We start from the raw sequence: 19,913 nt of genomic DNA, 5'->3' as shown, positions 1-19,913 counted from the left end.
GATGAAGATACTTTATGCAATTCAAGGTACTGGTAACGGACATGTTAGCAGAGCAAGAGAAATTATTCCCCTTTTACAACAATATGGAGATTTAGATATTCTAATTTCTGGTACACAAGCTGATGTTAAACTAACGCAAGAAGTAAAATATCAGTTGCATGGTTTTAGCTTTATTTTTGGCAAAAGAGGTGGTGTAGATCATTATAAAACTTGGCTGAACATGAATTTACCCCGTTTTATAAAAGATATGAAAACGGTTCCTCTAAAAGAGTATAATCTCATTGTTAACGATTTTGAACCAGTTACAGCATGGGCTTGTAAAAAGCAAGGATTGGAAAGTGTTTCTTTAAGTCACCAAGCTGCTTTTAAATCTAAAAAAGTGCCTAGGCCTAAAACCATCGATTGGGGGAAAATCATATTAAGTCATTATGCTCCAACCACTCATCACATCGGTTTTCATTTCGAAAAATACGATGACTTTATTTATACTCCGGTTATTAGGAGCGAAATTCGAAATCTAAAATCAACCAATTTAGGCCATTATACAGTTTATCTTCCTGCGATAGATGATAGACATTTAGTTAAAATATTGAAGCAAATTCCTTCAATTAGATGGGAAGTTTTCTCTAAACATACAAAAACCACATATAATGATGGAAATGTATTTGTAGAACCAGTGAATAATGAAAAGTTTAATCAGAGCATGGCTAGTTGTGAAGGTTTATTTACAGGCGGAGGATTTGAAGGACCAGCCGAAGCATTATTTTTAGGGAAAAAATTATTGGTGGCGCCAATGAGATTTCAGTACGAACAACAATGCAATGCTTATGCTTTAAAACAATTGGGTTTGCCAGTAATTTGGGGTAGTAATAAAAATTGGTTACCCATTCTGAAAGAGTTCGTAAGTAATCCACAAGAGCATCAGTTCAATTTTCCAGATGAAACAGCTGCAATTATTGATAAAATGGTGAAGTCTTTTGCCAGATAAATTTCTTTACTTTGCCTCTAACAACAGGCATGATCAATCAATTTAGAAATTTAAACCCAGTTAACTTATTAATTTTGGCAGTATATGCCATATTTATGCGGCTAGCTATTTTTTTAAACCTACCAGATCATTTAAATTTCGAATTTTTAGAATCATACACGAAGTTTTTTATCCAAATTCCATTAACCAGCTCCTTTTCACCTGGTGTAAATATCCTTTTTGCAACAATTCTAACTTTTATTCAGGCCATATTATTTAATCGAATAATTAATAATCATGGTTTGTTAGCTAAACCAAGTTATTTGCCAGCCTTGCTTTACATTACTGCATCTAGTTTATTTTTACAGTTTTTAATTCTTAGCCCACCGCTAATTTGTAATTTTCTATTGATCTGGATCATGGATAAATTCCTGAAAATTGGAAAAACCCCAAACGCCATGATGTCGATGTTTGATGTTGGAATGATTATCGCCCTTGGCACATTAATTTATTTTCCTTTTATTGTGCTGTTAATTATGCTGTGGCTTAGCTTATTGTTATATCGTTCTTTCAATTGGAGAGAATGGATTGCTGGCTTTATTGGGTTTTTAACCTTGTTTTTCTTCGTGGCTGTATTTTATTATTGGAATGATAATATCACTCAGTTTTACAAAATTTGGAGACCATTAGTCAATAAATTCCCTTCAACATTTAAAATCAATTTTAACGATTATTTAGTGCTTATTCCTATCAGTGTAATTATGGTATTGGCTGCACTTCAATTGCGTGAAAACTTTTTTAGAAGTTTTATTAGTACAAGAAAAGCATTTCAGATGTTATTTTTCATGTTTATAGTTACGATAATCAGTTTCTATACCAAACCAGATTTTAGAGTTTATCATTTTCTGTTAAGTGTTCCGCCGGGAGCTGTGTTATTGGCCTATTATTTTTCGAATGCAAAAAAGCGCTGGTTTTATGAATCGCTGTTTGCTCTATTGGTACTTTGCATCCAGTATTTTTTGTTTGTTTAACCTTTTTTAACAATTTGACAGCTTGAAACTTGCTAAAGATTAATAGCTTTGTGGCATGAAGTCTATCCTTGGTAGCACTAATGCATAATCTGGTAATAGATATAGGGAATACAAATAGTAAGCTGGCGATTTTTAATCAGAAAGAACTAGTGCACTATGAACGATTAAATGAGTTAGATGAAACTCATTTAAAAACTTTAATTGAAAAGTACCAGATACAAAATGCCACCGTTTCAAGTGTAAATAAAGATATAAAAGAGCTGAGCGATTATTTAAAACAACTGGTAAACTATATCCCTTTCACTACAGAAATAAAAGGTAAAATAAAGAATAACTATCAAACATTAAATACTTTAGGTTTAGATAGATGGGCAAAAGTTATAGCTGCGCATTGTTTATATCCTGGTAAAAATTGTTTGATGATAGATGCAGGCACATGTATTACTTACGATGTGCTAACTGCAAAAGATGAATACTTTGGAGGAAGTATAAGTTTAGGTATAAAAATGAGGTTTGAAGCTTTAAACCATTATACAGGTAGATTGCCGCTTGTGAATTGGAAGAATGATGAAAATAATATTCCTAAAGGCACAAACACCATCAATGCAATTAAAAATGGTGTTTTACAAGGGGTTTTAAATGAAGTGGAGGGTTTTATATCCTCAGAAAATAAAAGAAATAAGGACCTTAAAGTAATTATTACAGGAGGTGATGCCGATTTTTTGAACATGCAATTAAAAAATAGCATCTTTGCCACCCAAATTATACACGAACCATATTTGGTTTTAAAAGGATTAAATGAAGTTATTACATTATAGTATGTACCATAAAATAAAATATACACTTGCTGTTTGCTTATTGTTAGTGAATATACTTGCAAATGCACAAGTTACTGTACAATCACCATATTCTAAATTTGGTGTGGGTAATATAAAAGGTTCTATGTTGCCACAATTTAGAGCAATGGGTGGCATCTCTACAGCAGTTTATAAACCTACCTTTTTTAACAGCATTAATATTCAAAATCCAGCCTCTTATGCTGGAATTAATGCAACTACGTTAGATATTGGCATGAGTGCAAACATTACGGAGTTAAAAAACAGTTCGCAAACAGAGAATAGCTTTAACGCAACTTTAAGTCATGTTGCTTTAGCATTTCCCGTAAGTAAAAAATCGGCATTGAGTTTTGGTATACTACCATACTCTGAGTTAGGTTACAACTTTAAAAACACGTTAAGCGTAGGTACTACAACAGCTAATACCAAAACGGTGGATTATAAATACAATGGCGAAGGTGGTTTAACTAAAGCCTATTTAGGTTACGGTATTCAGTTTGGAGATCATTTTAGAGTAGGTGCTAATGCAGAGTATTTGTTTGGTAATCTCTCTGAAAATAGATCTACAGAATATGTAAATGAACCTGGAAGTATTAATTCACGTATGCAGACTAAAAATAGTGTTGGCGGTATTAGTTTTTCTTATGGAGCACAGTATGATTTTAGATTAGATAACAAAACATCATTGGTATTAGGTTATTCTGGTTCTTCTTCTTCAAAAATCAATTTAAAAAACAGTCAAGTAGTTACTCAATATCTTAATGATGCATCAGGTAATGAACAAACAGCATTAGATACATTATTATTAGTAGAAAATAGTCCAACAAATTTAAAATTACCTTTGATCCATAATTTTGGGATCAGCATACAAAAAGATAACAAATGGATGGTAGGTGCAGATTATCGCATGGGTAAATGGTCTAATCTTACTATTGATAATGTAAATCAGGGCTTACAAGATACCTACGGTGTTTCTGTGGGTGGACAATTTACACCAGATGTTTCGGCTATTAATGGTTATTTTAAAAGAGTGGATTATAAATTAGGTTTTCAATATGATAAAACCTATATCCAAATGAATAATCAGGATATTAAACAAATGGCTGTTACTTTCGGTTTTGGTTTACCACTTGCATCATATAGTAGGGGTACTTTTTATAAGATGAATTTAACTGCTGAACTAGGTAAAAGAGGTACGGTAAACAATGGCTTGTTACAAGAAAAGTACATCAATATTCATTTAGGATTTACACTGAATGATAGCAGTTGGTTCCAAAGATTTAGATTTGACTAATGAAAACGTCGGGTATTAAATCTGGCATTTTAATTCTCTTTCTAATGCAATTAATAGTCTTATCATCTTGCAATGATGATGACTTAAAAAATGCAACCTCTATTTCTTCAAAAAAGATAACTTTAAGTACAGATCGATCTTACGGAGTTGAAATAATTTATAGCGATTCTGCAAAAGTAAAGGCTAAAGGTTATGCTCCAATTTTAGATAAAGTCACTCCATCTGAAGGGGCTATGTATAATGAAATGCCAAAGGGAGTTAAAATAGAATTCTTTAACGAATTTCTAAAACCTACGGGAACCATTACATCTGGCTATGCAATTAATAAGCAAACAGATAAAATCACTATTTTCAGAAAAAACGTAGTCGTAGTTAATGACCAAATCACTTTTACGACAGAAGAATTAATATGGGATGAAAATAAACGCATGTATTCATCGCCCTATGGTACTGTAACTGGAAAGGATGGGAGTGTAGCTACAGGAACTGAGTTTACAGCACCACAAGATTTTAGTACATATAAGATCATTCAGGCATCGGGGACAACCTATGTAAAAGGCGATTTAAGGCCCTAAATTAATAATTAATATAGCTTTGTAATCGCTTAGTTCTATGCAAGTTTGACTATAAATATCAAATAAAATTTAATGTTTTCTAATTAGTTGCAAATTTGTATCTTGCGCCCTCTTAAAAAAAAATATAAAATAAGAATAATATGGGATTAATGACTTTCATGCGTACCAAGATGGGGTATTTTCTAGTTGGAGGTATCGCAGTGGTATTGGCGTTATTTGTTTTAGAACCTTTGCTTCAGCACAGTTCTTCACTTTTTGGTTCATCTAGAAACACCGTTGGCTCAATTGATGGTGAGGAAATTAAATACGAAGAGTTTAATCCAAAAGTAGAGCAAAGTGTTGCGCAATTTAAGCAACAATATGGAGGTAGTGTAAATGCACAAATGCAAGCTATGGCAGTAGATAATGCATGGCAAGCAGAAGTTGCAAGCAAACTTTTAACTAAAGAATACTCACGTTTAGGTTTAAGTATTTCAGGTGATGAATTATTTGATTTATTGCAAGGTAAAAACCCAAGCCCATTAATTGTACAATATTTTGGCAATCAACAAACAGGTCAAGTAGATCGTTCGGCAGTTTTAAGCTCATTGAAAGCACAGCAGAAAGATCCAAAGCTTAAGCAACAATGGGATATGTTGCAAGCAGAAATAGAAAAACAAGCTTTGCAACAAAAATATGTTAACCTTGTTCGTAATTCTGTATATGTTACTTCTTTAGAGGCTAACGACGAATACATCAACCGTAATAAGTTAGCTAACTTTAAATATGTTAATTTAGACTACAGTTCTATTTTAGATGCTGCGGTAAAGCTTACAGATGCTGATTATCAAGCATATTATGATGCAAACAAAAAACGTTTTGATAATCCGAATGAAACTCGTGGATTTGAATATGTTCATTTTAGCATTAAACCAACAGCTGCAGATAGCGCAGTAGTAAAAACTCAAATAGAAAAATTAGCAGCAGATTTTAAAACTACACCTAATGATTCATTATTTGCAGCAAATAATTCTGATGTAAAAGTTCCTTATACTTATATCGCTAAAGGAAAATTAGATCCGGCTGTAGATTCAGTAATCTTTAATTATAGTGCTGGTAGTTATTATGGTCCTGTTCTTTCGGGTAATTCTTATAAATTAATTAAAGTAATTGATACTCGTTTCTCTCCAGATTCAGTAAAAGCAAGTCATATATTGATCGATCCTACTAAAATTGGAGAAACTGCAGCGTTTAAATTAGCAGACTCTTTAAAATCATTAGCTCAAAGTGGTAGCAATTTTGGAGAATTAGCTAAAAAATATAGTGTAGACGGCTCTAAAGATAAAGGTGGTGATTTAGGTACTTTTGCTCGTAACACAATGGTAGCTGAATTTGAGAATGCTGCTTTTAATGGTAAAACAGGTGATATCAAAGTTGTTAAATCTCAATTTGGAATTCATGTAATTAAAATTGAAAAACAAATCGGTTCTTCGAGAGTAGCTAAATTAGCTTACATAGAAAAAAGTTTAACACCAAGTTCTAAAACTAGAGACGCTGCTTATAAAAAAGCGATCAACTTCTTAAACGAAGTGAAATCTGCTAACTTTAGCGCTTTAGCTCAACAAAAAGGATATACAGTTGCAGTTGCTGATAAAATAACTCCAACTCAAGGTTACGCTCCAGGATTGGATAGTCCTCGTCCGTTAATTAGAGATGCTTATGAAGCAGAAAAAGGAGATGTATTACCGCAAGTATATACAATGGAAGATGGCTTTGTAGTAGCGCATTTAACAGATGTAAAACCAAAAGGTCAACTCTCATTAGAAGATGTTAAAAAACAAATTCAACCAATGGTAATGAATGCTGTAAAAGCTAAATTATTATCTGATAAATTTAATAAAGCCTTAGCCGGTACTAGTTCAATAGATCAGTTAGCTTCAAAAGTGGGTAAAACTGCAACCCCTGTTCAAAATATGGTATTTGCTAATCCTATTATTCCAGGTTTAGCCCAAGAAAACAAAGTTGTAGGTACCGTATTTGGATCTCAAGTTGGTAAACTATCTAAGCCAATTGAAGGTGAAAAAGGTGTGTATGTATTTGTAGTAGATGGATTTGCTAATCCAGCGCCAATCGATAACATGTTTAAACAAAAAGAAACAATGCTTTTAGGAATTACCCAACGTTCTTTAGGTGCAGCTTTTCAAGCATTACAAGATAAAAGTGACATAAAAGACAATAGAGTGAAATTCTATTAATCTTATTTACGTAATTTTGTAACCGTTCTAACATTAGTTAGAGCGGTTTTTTATTTTAGAGGCCATGAATATTCAAGAAAACATCATTAATAAAGTAGCATCAAGTGGTTTGATCACCTTAAATTTAGAGGATTATTTCCACAAAGGAGAACGATTGGTGTATGATATTAAAGACAATCTATTTCATGGATTGATCTTAAAAGAACAAGATTTTAGAGCATTTATAAAAGAACATAATTGGGAACAATATCAAAATAAAAATATTGCAATTATTTGCAGTGCTGATGCAATTGTACCCACTTGGGCTTATATGTTATTGGCAAATAGAATGAAACCTTTTGCGAATGAAGTAATTTTTGGTAGCCTAGAAACCCTAGAAACAGTACTGTACACAAAAGCATTGAGTAAAATTAACATTAATGAATTTGCTGGAGAGCGTGTGGTAATTAAAGGATGTGCAGATTTAGAGGTGCCAGTTTCTGCATATGTGGAAATTACTGCTTTATTAACCCCAGTGGTAAAAAGTATCATGTATGGAGAGCCCTGCTCTACCGTTCCAATTTACAAACGGAAGGACTAACAATTTTGGAGTGCTTTTTGTTTGCATAGTTGTATGAGAAAATTAATTTTATTTCTTGCTCTTGGTTTAATTGGATTTAACAGTTTAGCACAAGAGGAATTACCTTTAAAAAAAGACCCAATCTTTAAAGAAGGAGAGGTATTAAGCTATAAATTAAAATATGGATTTATTACTGCCGCAGAAGCTACCATAAAAGTATTGGGCTCTGATGTAAAATTTGATAATAAGCCTGTATATAGACTTGTTGTAGATGCGCAAACATCAGGCACTTTTGATATATTTTACAAAGTAAGAGATCATTATGATTCATACATTGATAAAACTGATTTAACACCTTATTTTTATCAAGAAAATATTCGCGAAGCAAGTTATCGTAGGCAAGATAAAGCAAGGTTTTATCAGGATTCTAAAAAGGTTGTAGCTAATAAAGGAACTTTCGCCACACCAACCACGCAAACTTTCGATTTAGTTTCTGCCTATTATTTTTCCCGTAGTTTGGATATCGCTAAATTAAAAGTGGGAGATAAGTTCAAATTGAATTACTTTTTAGGAGATGAAATTTCTCAATTGGAAATTCAATATGTGGGTAAAGAAACCATTAAAAGTAAATTGGGTTCGATTAGATGCTTAAAGTTTAGTCCATCAATTAAACCGGGTCGTATCTTTAAAAAAGATAGTAAACTGTATCTTTGGATTACAGATGATGGCAACAGAGTGCCTGTTAAAGCTGAAGTAGAAATTTTAGTAGGTTCAGTAACCTTAGAAATTAAATCTGCTGAAGGGCTAAAATATCCAATAGGGAAATAATAAAAGATGATAGAAGTACAAAGTGCTTTAGTGCATGAAGATGTAATTAGTGAAAACTTTGTGTGCAATTTAAGCAAGTGCAAAGGAATTTGTTGTGTAGAAGGGGATTCGGGGGCACCATTAGAAGTAGCAGAAACTGCTATTTTAGCTGAAATTTATCCTAAAATCAAACATCTATTAGCACCAAAAGGAATAAAAGCAATTGAAGAACAAGGAACTTCAGTGGTGGATGCAGATGGCGACTTAACTACCCCATGTGTAGATGTACACAATGAATGTGCGTATGTAACGTTTGAAAATGGAATTACAAAATGTGCAATTGAAAAGGCATATGAACAGGGCTTGGTGGACTGGAAAAAACCTATTTCGTGCCATTTATACCCGATACGAATTACTAAGTATCCTGAATTTGATGTGCTAAATTATGACAGATGGCATATTTGCCACGATGCTTGTACTTTTGGTAGAGAACTTAAGGTTCCTGTTTATCAGTTTCTAAAAGAACCATTAATTAGAAAATATGGTTTGGAATGGTACACAGAACTTGAAAATAGTGTAAATTCAAAAGAGTAAGAATCGTAGTATTGTTATAATTGATATTTAATGTTGAAGATTTAACTACTTAAAACTAATTGATAATACCTTGAAGAAAATTTTAATTACTGGCGGTGCTGGTTTTATTGGCTCACACGTAGTCCGCAGATTTGTAAACAACTATCCGCAGTATGAAATAATCAACTTAGATGCGCTAACCTATGCGGGAAATCTGGCCAATCTTACCGATGTTGAAAATAAGAATAATTATAGGTTTATAAAGGCTGACATTACCAATGCCTCAGAAATAAACAATCTTTTTAAGACGGAGAATTTTGATGCTGTAATCCATTTGGCGGCAGAATCACATGTTGATCGTTCAATAGCAGATCCAAGTGCCTTTGTAATGACCAATGTGATAGGAACTGTAAATCTGTTGAACGCAGCAAGGGAATATTGGAAAGGTGGGTATGCAGATAAGCGTTTCTACCATGTCTCTACAGATGAAGTTTATGGTGCCCTGGGAGAAACAGGGATGTTTACAGAAAGTACCAGCTACGATCCCCATAGTCCATATTCGGCATCAAAGGCGAGCTCTGACCACTTTGTGAGAGCCTACCATGATACTTATGGTTTAGATGTGGTGATTTCAAACTGCTCTAATAATTATGGGTCGCACCATTTTCCAGAAAAGTTAATCCCACTTGCGATAAACAATATTAAGAATAATAAACCGGTACCTGTTTATGGCAAGGGTGAGAACGTACGCGATTGGTTATGGGTTGAAGACCATGCAAGGGCGATCGACGTAATCTTCCATAACGCTAAGACTGGTCAGACATATAATATCGGGGGCCATAATGAATGGAAGAACATAGATCTAATCCATTTGTTATGTCAGATAATGGATCAAAAACTTGGCAGGGCAGAGGGAGAATCTGCAAAATTGATCACCTTTGTAACCGATAGGGCAGGGCATGATTTACGCTATGCGATAGACTCTACCAAGCTACAGAATGAATTGGATTGGGTGCCTAGTTTGCAGTTTGAAGAGGGTTTGGCAAAAACAGTAGATTGGTACTTGCAGAATGAAGATTGGTTAAATAATGTAACTTCAGGCAATTATCAATCATATTATATTAAACAATATCATACTAATTAATGGAAATTCAAGAAACCGGGCTAAAAGATTGTTTAATTATTAAACCTAGATTATTTGATGACTCTAGAGGTTATTTTTTTGAGAGTTTTAATCAAAATGTGTTTGAAAGTAAAACAGGTCTTTCATGCAATTTCGTTCAAGACAATCAATCATTCTCATCTTATGGAGTAATTAGGGCACTACATGCTCAAAAAGGAGAATACGCACAAGCTAAATTAGTGCGTGTGCTAAGTGGAAAAGTACTTGATGTGGCAGTTGATGCAAGAAAGGGATCTCCTACTTATGGTCAACATGTTGCTGTAGAATTAAGTGCCGAAAATAAATTGCAATTATATATTCCTCGCGGGTTTTTACATGGTTTTGCAGTTTTAAGTGAAACAGCTGAGTTCTTCTATAAATGTGATAATTCTTATAATAAAGAATCTGAGCAGGGAGTAATGTATAATGATCCAACATTAAATATTAATTGGTTGATTCCGCAAGAGAAGCAGCTAATTTCTGATAAAGATCTAATTTTAAATTCTTTTGCATCCCTGTCTGATGAGTAAAATAATAGTTATTGGAGCCGGAGGCCAGCTAGGGCAATGCCTTAAAGTTGTTGCTCATAAAAGAGGTATTAGCTCTATTTCGTTTCTGATGGAGCAAGAAGCTAATATCTTAAATCCCTCCCTTTTAAATGCGTTATTCGAGAGCGAAAAGGCCGATTATGTGATTAATTGTGCAGCATATACTGCTGTAGATAAAGCAGAGGATGAACAAGAATTGGCAAAAGCAGTTAATGAAACTGGCGCATTTAATTTAGCCAATGCATGCAAAACACATGGATCAGTTTTAATTCATGTTTCTACAGATTTTGTTTTTGAGGGAAATGATGTAAAATTATTAACAGAAGAAGATGTTGCTAAACCTATTAACGTATATGGGCAAACAAAATTAGATGGTGAGTTAGCTATTGCTGAATGCTTAACCAATTATTTTATAATTCGTACCAGTTGGTTATACTCGGAGTATGCTAATAATTTTGTTAAGACAATGCTTAAATTAGGAGTAGAAAGAGATGAATTAAATGTGATAGCCGACCAAGTTGGTACCCCAACGTATGCCATAGATTTAGCGAATGTCATTTTCGATATAATTAATTCTGGAAGTGAAAACTACGGGCTATATCATTATAGCAATGAAGGTGTAACTTCTTGGTTTGATTTTGCTAAAGCGATATTTGATATTAGTAAAACTAAATTAAAGCTAAATCCTATACCAGGTTCAGCTTATCCAACTAAAGCTAAACGACCATTGTTTTCAGTAATGGATAAGAACAAAATAAAAAGCACTTTTAACCTAACTATTCCTTATTGGAGACATAGTTTAGAGGTGTGCATTAAACAAATAGAAATCATATCTCAAATTAATAAAAAATGAAAGGAATAATTTTAGCAGGCGGTAGCGGAACACGCTTACATCCATTAACACTTGCATGTAGCAAACAAATGATGCCGGTTTATGATAAACCCATGATTTACTATCCACTATCAACTTTAATGCTTGCAGGAATTAAAGAAGTTTTAATTATTTCAACACCACATGATCTTCCAAATTTTGAAAAGTTATTAGGTGATGGTGCTAATTTAGGCTGCAAATTTAGTTATGCGGTTCAACATGAACCAAATGGTTTGGCTCAGGCTTTTGTAATTGGGGAGGAATTTATTGGAAAAGATAAAGTAGCCTTAGTACTTGGCGATAATATCTTTCATGGTGATGGTATGGCAAAGTTGCTTCAAGCTAGCTCAGATCCAGATGGAGGTGTGGTATTCGCTTATCAAGTTTCTGACCCGGAAAGGTATGGCGTAGTAGAATTTGATACAGATAAAAATGCAATTTCTATAGAAGAAAAACCAGCTCAACCTAAATCAGATTACGCAGTACCAGGCTTATATTTTTATGATAATTCAGTGGTTGATATTGCTAAAAATATCAAACCATCACCTCGTGGAGAATATGAAATTACCGATGTAAACAAAGTATATTTAGAACAAGGTAAATTAAAAGTAGGTGTGTTAAGTCGGGGAACTGCCTGGCTAGATACAGGAACTTTTACCTCATTAATGCAGGCAGGACAATTTGTTCAAATTATAGAAGAGCGCCAAGGTTTGAAAATAGGATGCATTGAAGAAATAGCATATCGTATGGGTTTCATTAACGATGAACAATTGAGAAAAATTGCAACACCATTAATAAAAAGTGGTTATGGTGAGTATTTGCTGAAAATCATTAAGTGATAATTTTCTATTAGATAATCTGTATGTTTGCAATTGTGAAAAACCGTTTAATTAATCTATGAAAGTTGCACTTATTACCGGAGTTACTGGCCAAGATGGAGCTTATTTAGCCGAGTTTTTGTTGAAAAAAGGATATTTTGTGCATGGTATTAAAAGACGTTCATCTTTGTTCAACACTGATAGAATAGATCATTTATATCAAGATCAGCATGAAAATAATGTGCATTTTAAATTGCATTATGGTGATTTAACAGATTCTACAAATCTTATACGGATTATTCAAGAAACACAACCAGATGAAATTTACAATTTGGCCGCCATGAGCCATGTTCAAGTAAGTTTTGAAATGCCAGAATACACTGCTAATGCAGATGGAATTGGTACTTTACGGTTATTAGAAGCTGTGAGAATTTTGGGTCTAGCAAAAAAAACAAAAATTTACCAGGCTTCTACATCTGAATTATATGGATTGGTTCAAGCTGTACCTCAAAGCGAAACCACTCCTTTTTATCCGCGTTCGCCATATGCAGTAGCTAAAATTTATGGTTATTGGATTACAGTTAATTACCGTGAAGCTTATGGTATGTTTGCATGTAATGGAATTCTATTTAATCATGAAAGTCCTTTAAGAGGAGAAACTTTTGTAACCCGTAAAATTACAAGGGCAGCTTGTAAAATTGCTTTGGGGTTGCAAAATTGCTTATACTTAGGAAATCTTTCTGCTCAACGGGATTGGGGACATGCTAAAGATTATATTGAGGCAATGTGGTTAATTCTGCAGCAAGAAAAAGCAGAAGATTTTGTAATTGCAACGGGGGTGACCACCACAGTTCGTGACTTTGTTCGTATGAGTTTTGCAGAGTTAGGTATTGATATCGAGTTTAGTGGAAAAGACGCCAATGAACAAGGAGTAATTATAGATATCGATCAAGTAAAAATTAAAAGCTTAGGCCTAAATGAAGATAGCTTAAAACTAGGCATGACGGTTGTTAAAGTAGACCCGAAATATTTCAGGCCAACTGAAGTTGACTTGTTATTAGGTGACCCAACTAAGTCAAAAACCCAATTAGGATGGGAACCAAAATATGATTTACCAGCATTAGTAAAAGATATGATGCAATCAGATTTACATTTAATGAAAAAGGATGAATACTTAAAAGAAGGAGCGTTCAGGACTCTAAATTATTTTGAGTAGATTAATCTTACAGAAACTTATGAAAAAAAACATACTTCAATTATTCACGATTTTGTTGGTTATTTTAAGCTTTAACAGCACTGTTTTAGCACAAAGTAATTATGCAAACGTTAAAGTAGATGAACTTTCTGATACGCGGATTTTAGAAATCGTAAAGCAAGGGGAATCTATTGGTTTTACGAGTGAAGCTCAATTGGAACAAATGGCTTTAGCTCGTGGAATGAAAGCAGAAGAGGTACGAAAATTTAAACTCCGTGTAGAGAAACTTCGAAATCAAAATAATTCTGATCAATCTTCCTCAACTAATAGAACCTATAATGAAGATCAATCAATTGTTGCAGATACAGTTGGAAAAAACAGGAAGAATGAAAGTTTAACCCCTAAAATTTTTGGTTCAGATTTATTTCGAAATGGAAATATTACTTTCGAACCAAATTTACGCATCGCTACACCAAAAGGATATATTATTGGCCCAGATGATAAATTAATCATTGATTTAACTGGTGATAATGAAAAGACGTATAATTTGCAAGTAAGTCCAGAAGGAATTATAAATTTAGAATTTGTAGGAAGAATTGCTGTTGGTGGATTAAGTATTGAACAAGCTGCTTCTAAAATTCGTTCTTTAATGTCTTCTACTTATCCAGCATTGCGCTCTGGTCGGACAACTGTAGCAGTTAATTTAGGCAATATTAGAAGCATTAAAGTAACAATTACTGGTCAGGTTGTTAAAGCTGGAACGTACACTATATCATCACTATCTACTGTTTATAATGCTTTAGGTGCTTCTGGAGGGCCATCTACAAATGGATCCTATCGTAATATTCAAGTAATAAGAAACAATAAAGTTGTTTCAACAGTAGATGTTTATGACTTTTTATTAGCTGGAATTCAAAGAGCTAATATTCGTCTGCAGGATCAGGATGTAATTTACATTCCAGTATTTGAAAAAAGAGTTGAAATTCAAGGAGAAGTTGTTCAACCTGCTTTATTTGAAGTTAAAAATGGAGAAAGCTTGCAAGATGTAATAAATTTTGCTAGTGGCTTCACACCAAAAGCGTATACTGCTCAAATTAAAAACTTTCAAAATACAGATAAAGAACGTCGAATTAGCGATATTTCTTCATCAGCATTTAATACTTATATACCAAAAAATGGAGATGTCTATTTGGTAGAGCCTATTTTGGATCGTTTCGAAAACCGGGTTGAAATTGAAGGAGCAGTTTTTAGGCCAGGTCAATATGAATTAGAGAAGGGTTTAACCTTAAAAGCATTGATTAATAAAGCTGCGGGTTTAACTGAAGATGCTTTTTTAAATAGAGGATATATTAATCGTTTAAATGCTGATAATACACCAAGCCTAATTTCGTTTGATGTAGCTAAGCTTATGGCCGGAACCATAACTGATATTTCATTACAACGTGAAGATAAAGTTACAATTTCTTCTATTTTTGACTTACGAGATGAATATAAAATTACTATTCAAGGTGAAGTAAGAGCTCCAGGTGTATTCAACTATGCGGATAGTATGAGTTTAGAGTCAGTTATTCAAATGGCTGGGGGTTTCAAAGAAGGGGCAACAGCCAAACGAATTGAAATTTCTAGAAGAATCAAAAATAGTGATGCAAGTTCGGCATCTGCTCGTACTGCTCAAGTCATTACAGTTAATGTAGATCAAAATTTAAAAATTATAGGAGATCGTGTTATCTTAAAACCATTCGATGTAATTTCTGTTCGTAGTTCTACAGGATATCAAGTACAAAAACAAGTAATAATTGAGGGTGAAGTTCTTTATCCAGGCCCTTATACAATTATGAAAAAGAATGAGCGAATATCTGATTTGATTAAACGAGCAGGAGGCTTAACCCCATCAGCGTATACAGATGGAGCTTCATTAAAAAGACCTGGTGCTGACAACGTCAATCCTACAGATAAAAATGCAATTAATAATAAAGAAGAGGAAGAGAAAAAGTTGTTAAGTTTAAAACGCATACAGGAAGCAGGGGTAAAAGATACATTAACAACAGAAGTAGAACAAAAGCTTATTCAATCTGATTTGGTAGGAATTAATCTTACAGCTATTTTAGAAAAACCACTTTCTAAACAAGATCTAATTGTAGAAGATGGAGATATTATTCGTATTCCACGTCAATTGCAGGTTGTTAAAGTTACAGGAGAAGTGCTAAGTCCAAACAGTATTGTTTATCTAACTGGGAAAAGTTTCAAAGATTATATAAATGGTGCGGGTGGTTTTACTGATAAGGCACTTAAAAATAAGGCTTATGTAAAATATGCGAATGGTACAGCTGCTGGAGCTAAGAAGTTTTTGTTTTTTAATAATTATCCAAGAATTAAGCCTGGAGCTGAGATTTTTGTTCCAAAAGCCGCAGATAAACAACCTTTAAATGCTCAAGCTTGGATTGGCATAGGTACTGCAATCGCTTCTTTGGGTGCTATTATTGTGAGTTTGTTAAAATAAATTGTATTAGAAATTTAAATAGCGAATAGCATTCCATTGTATTTATAAACAAATTATTTTAAGTAATGACAGTCGATAATCAGGGTAAAACTTCAGATGAAATAACTTTAAAGGAACTCCTACTTAAATTAGGGAGAGGATTTCGTTTTATACTATCTAAGGGGTTCATTATTTTATTTTTTGGTATTTTAGGAAGCGTTTTTGGTTATTTTTATGCCGCTAAAAAAAAAGCAATTTATACCGCCACTACTAATTTTGTACTAGAAGAGGGGTCTTCTCAGGGAGCACTAGGTAATATTGGAAGTCTAGCATCTATTGCTGGGATTAATTTAGGAAGCGGTGGTGGTGATCTTTTTCATGGAGATAATATTATCAAACTTTACAAATCACGAAAGATGGTTGAGGAAACCTTATTAAGTGAGGTAGATTTTAATGGTAAGAAAAAATTATTGATAGATGCATATATTGAATTTAATGATTTAAAATCAATATGGAAAGATAACCCGAATTTAAAGGACATTAATTTTAAAGAAACTTTAACTCAGAAAAATCGTGTTAGAGATAGTATCATTTCTAGTATCGTAATTGATATCAATAAAAATTATCTCTTCGTTGATAAGCCGGATCCTGAACTAAGTATCATTAAAGTTGATGTAAAATCGAAAAATGAATTCTTTGCAAAAGAGTTCAATGATCAAATCGTAAAAAACGTAAACGATTTTTACGTGCGGACCAAAACAAAGAAATCAATCGATAATGTAAATATTTTGCAGCATAAAACAGATTCGGTTAGACTGGTAATGAATGGAGCTATATCTACAGCCGCAAAAGTTACTGATGCAACACCTAATTTAAACCCTACAAGACTTTCACAACGCGTGGCACCAGTACAAAGAGCACAATTTTCTGCCGAAACAAATAAGGCTATTCTAGCAGAATTCTTAAAGAATTTAGAATTGTCGAAAATAACGCTCCTTAAAGAAACACCACTAATTCAGGTAATCGATGAGCCAATATTTCCATTACAAGTAGAAAGATTTGGTAAAGTAAAAGGTGCCTTGCTAGGCGGAATACTATTTGGGTTTTTGACAATTTTAACTTTAACACTAAAAAGGATATTTAAAGATATTTTAAACTAATTAATGGAACTTACAGGTAAGAATATTTTAGTAACAGGAGCTGATGGATTTATTGGCTCACATTTGGTAGAAGAACTATTAGCTATTAATTGCAATATAAGAGCATTTTGTTATTATAATTCATTTAACAGTTGGGGGTGGTTAGATACTTTGCCAAAAGATAAACTATCAAAAATTGAAGTTTTTACAGGTGATATTAGGGATACAAATGGTGTTAGAACTGCAATGGAAGGTATTGATGTTGTTTTTCATTTAGCAGCACTGATAGCTATACCATTTTCCTATCACTCTCCAGAATCATATATAGATACCAATGTAAAGGGCACACTAAACATTGTTCAGGCTGCTAAAGATTTGGGCGTTGAGAGAATATTGGTAACTTCTACATCTGAAGTTTATGGTACGGCTCAGTACATTCCTATAGACGAGAAACATCCACGCCAACCCCAATCTCCATATTCTGCATCCAAAATTGGTGCCGATAGTATCGCAGATTCTTTTTATAGAAGTTTCGATTTGCCATTAACTATTGTAAGACCATTTAATACTTATGGCCCAAGGCAATCAGCTAGAGCAGTAATTCCAACAATAATAACACAATTATTAAATGGTATTGAAGAAATTAAACTAGGCGATTTAACACCTACAAGAGATATTGTTTATGTTAAAGATACTGCTAACGGATTTATCGAAATAGCTAAATCAGACACCTTAATTGGGCATGATTGTAATATTGCTACCCAAAGTGAGATTTCGGTTGAAGATCTAGCTAAAGAATTGATAAATCAGATTAATCCTAATGCAAAAGTGATTTCGGATAGCCAGCGCCTAAGGCCAGAAAAATCTGAAGTTTTTAGGCTCTATGGATCAAAAGAGAAATTGCAAAAAAATACATCATGGGCACCGAAATATGACTTAAAAAATGGATTGGCCGAAACTATCGAATGGTTTAAGAACCCAGATAATCTGAGTCGTTATAAAGCTGATATATATAATATTTAAAGAAAGAGATCAATTTTGGACTCATGTATAAAAGATGTAATGATTAATCCCGGTAAAATTATATGTATTATACCCGCAAGAGGTAAATCAAAGCGATTACCAGGGAAAAATATAATCGATTTCTTAGGCAAGCCATTACTTGCTCATTCTATACTAGCTGCGAAGCAATGTGTCTATATTGATGATATTTTTGTCACAACTGATGATGACGATATAGCAGAAGTTGCAATTTTTTATGGAGCAAAAATTGTAAAAAGACCAGAAGAATTATCATCAGACTTCGCAACAACAGCAGCCGCGATTAGACATGCATTAAACAATGAGCAGGTTAGTTCCTTAAATCCAACTGCAGTTTTAACATTACAGCCAACAAATCCATTGCGGCCAGAAAATTTAATTGGCCAATGTGTAGAGGCTTTCTTAAACTGTAAAAATGATATAGATTCTTTAATTTCAGTATCAATTAATCGACATAAAATTGGAAAAATTAAGGACAATATTTTTGAACCTCTAACTTATAAATTAGGTGAAAGATCTCAAGACATGATCCCAAGCTATTATGAGAATGGATTAATTTATATCACCAAAACAGCTATTATTTTAAATCAGAATGATTTATTTGGTAAAAAGATTAAGCCGTTTGTAGTGGATAGTCCGTTTTCAGATATTGACATAGATACTAAAGATGATCTAGATTGGGCCGAGTTTATTGGTAAAAAGTATAATAGTAAATTATGAAAAATAATGATGTAGAATTCGAGATTGCAGGAAGAAAAATTGGATATAACCATAATCCGTTAATTATAGCAGAGATAGGTATTAACCATGGAGGTTCTTTGGCATTGGCGAAAGAAATTGTTGATGCCGCTCACAGTGGTGGTGCTGAAGTTATTAAACATCAAACTCATATTGTTGAAGATGAGATGACAAGCGAAGCGAAGAATGTAATACCAGGACATACCAAAACATCCATATATGAAATTATGGAAAGATGTGCATTGAATGAAAAAGATGAGATTGAGCTAAAGAAGTATGTTGAAAGTAAAGGTATGATTTTTATGAGTAGTCCATTTTCTCGTGCAGCCGCAGATAGACTTAGAAGAATGGATGTTCAGGCATATAAAATAGGTTCTGGAGAGTGTAATAATTATCCCTTATTGGAGCATATTGCAAGCTTTGGAAAACCTATCATTTTAAGTACAGGAATGAATAGTATTGAAAGTGTTAAAAAGGCTGTTGCAATCTTCAAAAAATTCAATATTCCTTATGCGTTGTTACATTGTACTAATATCTACCCAACACCTCCAAATTTGGTCCGCCTTGGAGCAATGAATCAATTACAAGAAGAGTTTCCTGATGCCGTAATTGGACTATCCGATCATACTACAGATAATTTGGCATGCTTAGGTGCAGTAGCATTAGGTGCATCAATTTTGGAAAGACATTTTACCGATAGTATGTCTAGGGTTGGTCCAGATATAGTTTGCTCTATGGACCCTAAGGCGTTGATTGAACTTATAAATGGAGCAAATATCCTAAAATTAGAACGAGGAGGAGAAAAAGGTGCGCTTAAAGAAGAGCAAGCTACTATTGATTTTGCTTATGCATCGGTTGTTACCATTGATAATATTAAAAAAGGCGATACGTTTACCAAAGATAATTTATGGGTTAAAAGGCCAGGAACTGGACAGATTTTAGCTGAAGAATTTAATACTATTCTTGGTAAAACAGCCGCTAAAGATATAGCTAACGATACTCAGTTAAAATGGGAATATGTGCTGTAATAGATAATTAATTAAAAT

General features: G+C 33.4%; 19 protein-coding genes. All 19 read left to right on the top strand.

The annotated features are described in order from the left end of the window. The first annotated feature begins 1 nt into the window (after nt 1). The 19 genes from HQN85_RS13670 to HQN85_RS13580 all read left to right on the top strand — a co-directional run bounded on the left by HQN85_RS13670 (nt 2) and on the right by HQN85_RS13580 (nt 19,895). Complete coding sequence (locus tag HQN85_RS13670; protein WP_173273161.1) at nt 2-988, top strand: glycosyltransferase family protein; 987 nt, start codon at nt 2-4, stop codon at nt 986-988. 29 nt (nt 989-1,017) lie between these two features. Beyond that, nucleotides 1,018-1,998: a DUF6427 family protein gene (locus HQN85_RS13665; RefSeq protein ID WP_173273159.1), complete on the top strand. Its 981-nt coding sequence runs from the start codon at nt 1,018-1,020 to the stop codon at nt 1,996-1,998. 80 nt (nt 1,999-2,078) lie between these two features. Continuing rightward, a complete protein-coding gene (locus tag HQN85_RS13660; RefSeq protein ID WP_173273157.1) occupies nt 2,079-2,816 on the top strand; it encodes a type III pantothenate kinase in 738 nt (245 codons plus the stop codon). After that, on the top strand, nt 2,797-4,128 hold the full coding sequence (locus HQN85_RS13655; protein WP_246249799.1) for an outer membrane protein transport protein: 1,332 nt from the start codon (nt 2,797-2,799) through the stop codon (nt 4,126-4,128). The genes HQN85_RS13660 and HQN85_RS13655 overlap by 20 nt, the downstream gene beginning before the upstream one ends. Nucleotides 4,129-4,172: 44 nt before the next feature. Continuing rightward, nucleotides 4,173-4,703: a hypothetical protein gene (locus HQN85_RS13650; protein WP_173273154.1), complete on the top strand. Its 531-nt coding sequence runs from the start codon at nt 4,173-4,175 to the stop codon at nt 4,701-4,703. A 140-nt stretch (nt 4,704-4,843) separates the two neighbouring features. Then, nucleotides 4,844-6,937 carry a peptidylprolyl isomerase gene (locus HQN85_RS13645; RefSeq protein WP_173273152.1) on the top strand — a complete coding sequence of 698 codons (2,094 nt, stop codon included), beginning with the start codon at nt 4,844-4,846 and terminating at the stop codon, nt 6,935-6,937. Nucleotides 6,938-7,001: 64 nt separating this feature from the next. Continuing rightward, nucleotides 7,002-7,517, top strand: a complete 516-nt coding sequence (locus HQN85_RS13640; RefSeq protein ID WP_173273150.1) for a DUF2480 family protein — start codon at nt 7,002-7,004, stop codon at nt 7,515-7,517. A 33-nt stretch (nt 7,518-7,550) separates the two neighbouring features. Then, nucleotides 7,551-8,324 carry a DUF3108 domain-containing protein gene (locus HQN85_RS13635; protein ID WP_173273149.1) on the top strand — a complete coding sequence of 258 codons (774 nt, stop codon included), beginning with the start codon at nt 7,551-7,553 and terminating at the stop codon, nt 8,322-8,324. Between the two features lie 6 nt (nt 8,325-8,330). Next, complete coding sequence (locus tag HQN85_RS13630) at nt 8,331-8,897, top strand: DUF3109 family protein (protein ID WP_173273148.1); 567 nt, start codon at nt 8,331-8,333, stop codon at nt 8,895-8,897. Nucleotides 8,898-8,967: 70 nt separating this feature from the next. Next, nucleotides 8,968-10,020 (top strand): dTDP-glucose 4,6-dehydratase, encoded by a 1,053-nt coding sequence (gene rfbB / locus HQN85_RS13625; RefSeq protein WP_173273147.1) that lies wholly within the window; start codon nt 8,968-8,970, stop codon nt 10,018-10,020. Then, nucleotides 10,020-10,568 (top strand): dTDP-4-dehydrorhamnose 3,5-epimerase, encoded by a 549-nt coding sequence (gene rfbC / locus HQN85_RS13620; RefSeq protein WP_173273146.1) that lies wholly within the window; start codon nt 10,020-10,022, stop codon nt 10,566-10,568. Before rfbB ends, rfbC begins: the two co-directional genes overlap by 1 nt. Next, complete coding sequence (gene rfbD, locus HQN85_RS13615; protein ID WP_173273145.1) at nt 10,561-11,439, top strand: dTDP-4-dehydrorhamnose reductase; 879 nt, start codon at nt 10,561-10,563, stop codon at nt 11,437-11,439. The genes rfbC and rfbD overlap by 8 nt, the downstream gene beginning before the upstream one ends. Continuing rightward, nucleotides 11,436-12,296 (top strand): glucose-1-phosphate thymidylyltransferase RfbA, encoded by an 861-nt coding sequence (gene rfbA / locus HQN85_RS13610; protein WP_173273143.1) that lies wholly within the window; start codon nt 11,436-11,438, stop codon nt 12,294-12,296. Before rfbD ends, rfbA begins: the two co-directional genes overlap by 4 nt. Nucleotides 12,297-12,354: 58 nt before the next feature. Further along, nucleotides 12,355-13,491, top strand: coding sequence for a GDP-mannose 4,6-dehydratase (gene gmd / locus HQN85_RS13605; RefSeq protein WP_173273141.1), 1,137 nt, complete (start codon nt 12,355-12,357; stop codon nt 13,489-13,491). Between the two features lie 19 nt (nt 13,492-13,510). Next, nucleotides 13,511-15,970 carry an SLBB domain-containing protein gene (locus tag HQN85_RS13600; RefSeq protein ID WP_173273138.1) on the top strand — a complete coding sequence of 820 codons (2,460 nt, stop codon included), beginning with the start codon at nt 13,511-13,513 and terminating at the stop codon, nt 15,968-15,970. A 65-nt stretch (nt 15,971-16,035) separates the two neighbouring features. Beyond that, nucleotides 16,036-17,109 (top strand): lipopolysaccharide biosynthesis protein, encoded by a 1,074-nt coding sequence (locus HQN85_RS13595; protein WP_173273136.1) that lies wholly within the window; start codon nt 16,036-16,038, stop codon nt 17,107-17,109. 3 nt (nt 17,110-17,112) lie between these two features. Continuing rightward, nucleotides 17,113-18,111, top strand: a complete 999-nt coding sequence (locus HQN85_RS13590; protein WP_173273135.1) for an NAD-dependent 4,6-dehydratase LegB — start codon at nt 17,113-17,115, stop codon at nt 18,109-18,111. Nucleotides 18,112-18,126: 15 nt separating this feature from the next. Continuing rightward, nucleotides 18,127-18,849 (top strand): acylneuraminate cytidylyltransferase family protein, encoded by a 723-nt coding sequence (locus HQN85_RS13585; protein ID WP_216847292.1) that lies wholly within the window; start codon nt 18,127-18,129, stop codon nt 18,847-18,849. Continuing rightward, nucleotides 18,846-19,895 (top strand): N-acetylneuraminate synthase family protein, encoded by a 1,050-nt coding sequence (locus HQN85_RS13580; RefSeq protein ID WP_173273132.1) that lies wholly within the window; start codon nt 18,846-18,848, stop codon nt 19,893-19,895. The genes HQN85_RS13585 and HQN85_RS13580 overlap by 4 nt, the downstream gene beginning before the upstream one ends. The last annotated feature ends 18 nt before the right edge of the window (nt 19,896-19,913 follow it).

The organism is Pedobacter boryungensis, from assembly GCF_013204825.1.
Taxonomy (GTDB): Bacteria; Bacteroidota; Bacteroidia; order Sphingobacteriales; family Sphingobacteriaceae; genus Pedobacter; species Pedobacter boryungensis.
Note: the sequence above shows the minus strand (reverse complement) of the source record. Positions and strands in the feature narration are given on the sequence as shown.

Bases quoted from the DNA above. Each gene is read 5' to 3' on its own strand.
- HQN85_RS13670 (WP_173273161.1), top strand. From the start codon at position 2: ATGAAGATACTTTATGCAATTCAAGGTACTGGTAACGGACATGTTAGC.
- HQN85_RS13665 (WP_173273159.1), top strand. From the start codon at position 1,018: ATGATCAATCAATTTAGAAATTTAAACCCAGTTAACTTATTAATTTTG.
- HQN85_RS13660 (WP_173273157.1), top strand. From the start codon at position 2,079: ATGCATAATCTGGTAATAGATATAGGGAATACAAATAGTAAGCTGGCG.
- HQN85_RS13655 (WP_246249799.1), top strand. From the start codon at position 2,797: ATGAAGTTATTACATTATAGTATGTACCATAAAATAAAATATACACTT.
- HQN85_RS13650 (WP_173273154.1), top strand. From the start codon at position 4,173: ATGCAATTAATAGTCTTATCATCTTGCAATGATGATGACTTAAAAAAT.
- HQN85_RS13645 (WP_173273152.1), top strand. From the start codon at position 4,844: ATGGGATTAATGACTTTCATGCGTACCAAGATGGGGTATTTTCTAGTT.
- HQN85_RS13640 (WP_173273150.1), top strand. From the start codon at position 7,002: ATGAATATTCAAGAAAACATCATTAATAAAGTAGCATCAAGTGGTTTG.
- HQN85_RS13635 (WP_173273149.1), top strand. From the start codon at position 7,551: ATGAGAAAATTAATTTTATTTCTTGCTCTTGGTTTAATTGGATTTAAC.
- HQN85_RS13630 (WP_173273148.1), top strand. From the start codon at position 8,331: ATGATAGAAGTACAAAGTGCTTTAGTGCATGAAGATGTAATTAGTGAA.
- rfbC (WP_173273146.1), top strand. From the start codon at position 10,020: ATGGAAATTCAAGAAACCGGGCTAAAAGATTGTTTAATTATTAAACCT.
- rfbD (WP_173273145.1), top strand. From the start codon at position 10,561: ATGAGTAAAATAATAGTTATTGGAGCCGGAGGCCAGCTAGGGCAATGC.
- rfbA (WP_173273143.1), top strand. From the start codon at position 11,436: ATGAAAGGAATAATTTTAGCAGGCGGTAGCGGAACACGCTTACATCCA.
- gmd (WP_173273141.1), top strand. From the start codon at position 12,355: ATGAAAGTTGCACTTATTACCGGAGTTACTGGCCAAGATGGAGCTTAT.
- HQN85_RS13600 (WP_173273138.1), top strand. From the start codon at position 13,511: ATGAAAAAAAACATACTTCAATTATTCACGATTTTGTTGGTTATTTTA.
- HQN85_RS13595 (WP_173273136.1), top strand. From the start codon at position 16,036: ATGACAGTCGATAATCAGGGTAAAACTTCAGATGAAATAACTTTAAAG.
- HQN85_RS13590 (WP_173273135.1), top strand. From the start codon at position 17,113: ATGGAACTTACAGGTAAGAATATTTTAGTAACAGGAGCTGATGGATTT.
- HQN85_RS13580 (WP_173273132.1), top strand. From the start codon at position 18,846: ATGAAAAATAATGATGTAGAATTCGAGATTGCAGGAAGAAAAATTGGA.